The organism is Sphingorhabdus sp. (genome assembly GCF_044374345.1).
Lineage (GTDB): Bacteria > Pseudomonadota > Alphaproteobacteria > Sphingomonadales > Sphingomonadaceae > Sphingorhabdus_B.
Genome location: NZ_JBILOS010000152.1, coordinates 1 through 2,965, shown reverse-complemented (window position 1 = coordinate 2,965; position 2,965 = coordinate 1). Strand labels below are relative to the sequence as shown.

At 57.0% G+C, this 2,965-nt stretch carries 2 protein-coding genes; both read left to right on the top strand.

Going from position 1 to position 2,965, the window contains the following annotated elements:
* The coding region (locus ACIQ5B_RS10770) for a sodium/solute symporter (RefSeq protein ID WP_397599012.1) at window positions 1–1,693 on the top strand (1,693 nt) is incomplete at its 5' end.
* On the top strand, window positions 1,690–2,965 hold a 1,276-nt coding region (locus ACIQ5B_RS10765; RefSeq protein ID WP_397599011.1), incomplete at its 3' end, for an FGGY family carbohydrate kinase. The genes ACIQ5B_RS10770 and ACIQ5B_RS10765, both read left to right, overlap by 4 nt.

Sequence of the window (2,965 nt, the reverse complement as noted above, 5' to 3'; positions counted from 1 at the left end):
TCGCGTCCGGGGCATCAAATCGCAAATGGTCCAACTCATGCTCCCCAGAAATTCCGTTGGCCGTCGCGACCCATTTGTTACTTTGTGTTTTGTATATAGCCGTTTAACCGGCATATTATCAAAAAAGCAAAAGCACAGCTTTGCAACGAAAATCATCGGGGGGCGGATGTTCGAAACAACCAACAGCGCGGCGCAAATCGGCATATTTGTCTCGCTCACCATGCTCATCGCCATCCTTACTTACTGGAAAGTGCACGGCAAAGGTGCCCAGCGCGCGCAGGACGCAGGTTCCACCAAAGAGGTGTTCCTTGCAGGCGGCGGGCTCACATGGCTGTTTGTCGCAGGCTCGATTACGCTCACCAACCTGTCGACCGAACAACTGGTTGGCATGAACGGCAACCAGATGCTGCTGCTGGCGTGGTGGGAGATTTCGGGTTTCGTTGGCCTACTGATCTTGGCCTATGTTTTTGTGCCGATTTATTACCGCAACAATTGCACCACGGTGACAGAATTGCTGGAACGCCGGTACAAGGGCGGCAGCATACGCACGGTAATTTCGGCGCTGTTTCTGCTTGGCAATATCCTGATCTACCTTCCCGCCGCGCTCTATTCGGGCAGTCTGTTCTTGAAATCGATGTTCGGCGTCGATTGGTCGCTGATCTGGTTTGCCGCACCGATGGCGATTATCGCTGCCATCTACACCATCACCGGCGGCTTACGCGCAGTTGCGGTTATGGACACCTATTCCGGCATCGGCGTGCTGGCGATTGCGTTTTTGGTGGTCATATTGGCACTGGCTGCGGTCGGCTTTGACCTGTCCACTGTGCCGGCCGAACGCACATCGATGATTGGCAGCATCGATTCCCCCATCCCGTTCCACACATTGTTCACGGGCATGATTTTCATCCAGATATTCTATTGGTCGACCAATCAGAATATCACCCAAAAAGCGATGACCGCGCCGACCGTCAAAGAAGCGCAAAAGGGCGTACTCGCCGCGGCCGCCGTCCGCATCCTCATCATCCCCGCCATCGTCGTCATTCCGGGCGTCGTCGCCTATAAGCTGTTCGGTAGCTTGGGCGATGCGGCATATGGAAAGCTTGTGGCGCATGTATTGCCCGGTTGGATGTCCGGCGCGTTTGCCGCCATGATGATGGCCGCCGTTATCGCGCACACCAGCGCCATATTGAACAGTTCGGTGGCATTATACGCGGTCGATTTTCATGACAAATTCATCCGCCCGGTTGCCAACCACTGGCGGCTTGCGGCGATTGTGTCGATCATTCTAACCATCACGTCGATTTTGCTGGTCCCGGTCTATGAAAACGCAAAAAGCATCATCAACCTGTTGCAGCAGCTCAACGGCCTGTCATCAATGCCAATCCTGTCGGCATTCATTACCGGCCTGCTGTTCCGGAATATGGATGCACGGGCCGCGATTGCCGGATTGGTTTGGGGCGTTGCGCTTTATGCGTTCCACAATTTCATTTTGTACGTACCCGACACGCTTTATGCAGGCGAAACATTTTACCAGCATATGGGAATCGGCTGGCTGCATTATATAGACGTCATGGCGATTGTCCTTGTGACCTGTGTGTTGACCGCATTGACGGTGAACCGCATCATCTTTGGCAATCGGGCCGTGTTTATCTGGAGCAAGGAAGGACGCCGGCTTTCGGCGATTGAGGCATGAGCGAATATATCATTGTTATCGACGAAGGCACGACATCAACCCGCGCCGTTCTGTTTGCCGCCGACGGCACTGCCGTGGATAGCTGCCAACGCCCGCTGACCCAGCATTATCCGGCGCCTGGCCTTGTGGAGCATGATGCCGAAGAAATCTGGAAACTGACGCTGGAATGCGCGCAGACCATCATTGCAAAAGCAGGCGGCGCAGACCGCATTGCGAGCATTGGCATCACCAACCAACGCGAGACCATTGTGTTCTGGGACAAGCACACGGGCAAGCCGCTTGCCCCTGCGATTGTATGGCAGGACCGTCGCACCGCAGACATATGCGCGGCGTTGAAGGAACAGGGCGAAGAACCCGTTGTTCAGGCCAAAACCGGCCTGTTGCTCGATCCCTATTTCTCTGGCTCCAAAATCGGCTGGGCCTTGGAAAACTGGCCGCAGCTAAAGGATGCTGGCGCGCATCTCGCGGTTGGCACGGTCGAAAGCTATCTCGTATTTCGCCTGACGGGCGGCGGCCATATCACCGATGCAACCAACGCATCACGCACAGCGTTGATGGCGATTGGCAGCGGCGGATGGGACGATGGCCTTACCGACCTATTCGGCGTGCCGCGCGACATATTGCCCGAGATAACCGACTGTGCAGGCGATCTTGGCACGACATTGCCGGGGCATTTTGGCGGGCCAATCCGCATTGCGGGTATGGCGGGGGACCAGCAAGCCGCCACCATCGGCCAAGGCTGCTTCGCCGTTGGCCAGACCAAGGCAACATTTGGCACGGGCGCATTTGTGCTGACGCAAACGGGCACGACATTGCGCCAGTCACGCAACCGTCTGCTGTCGACCATCTTATATCAATTGGGTGGTGATCGGCATTACGCACTGGAAGGATCGGTATTTGTCGCAGGAAGCCTCGTCCAGTGGCTGCGCGATGATCTCGGGCTTATTGCGCACGCTGCGGACACCGAGACACTGGCACGCAGCGTTCCCGACAATGGCGGCGTATATCTTGTGCCGGCGCTGTCGGGCCTTGGCGCGCCGCATTGGCGCCCCGATGCGCGGGCCAGCATCAGCGGTCTGAGCTTCTCGGCGACCAAGGCGCATGTCGCCCGCGCCGCGCTGGAGGCGATGGCCCACCAGACCCATGACCTGAAAACAGCATTTGCTGCGGACGGTGCCGATTGGGCTGAACTGCGCATCGACGGTGGCATGGTTGCCAATGATTGGATGGCACAAGACCTCGCCGACATGCTCGCCATAGATGTCGAACGTC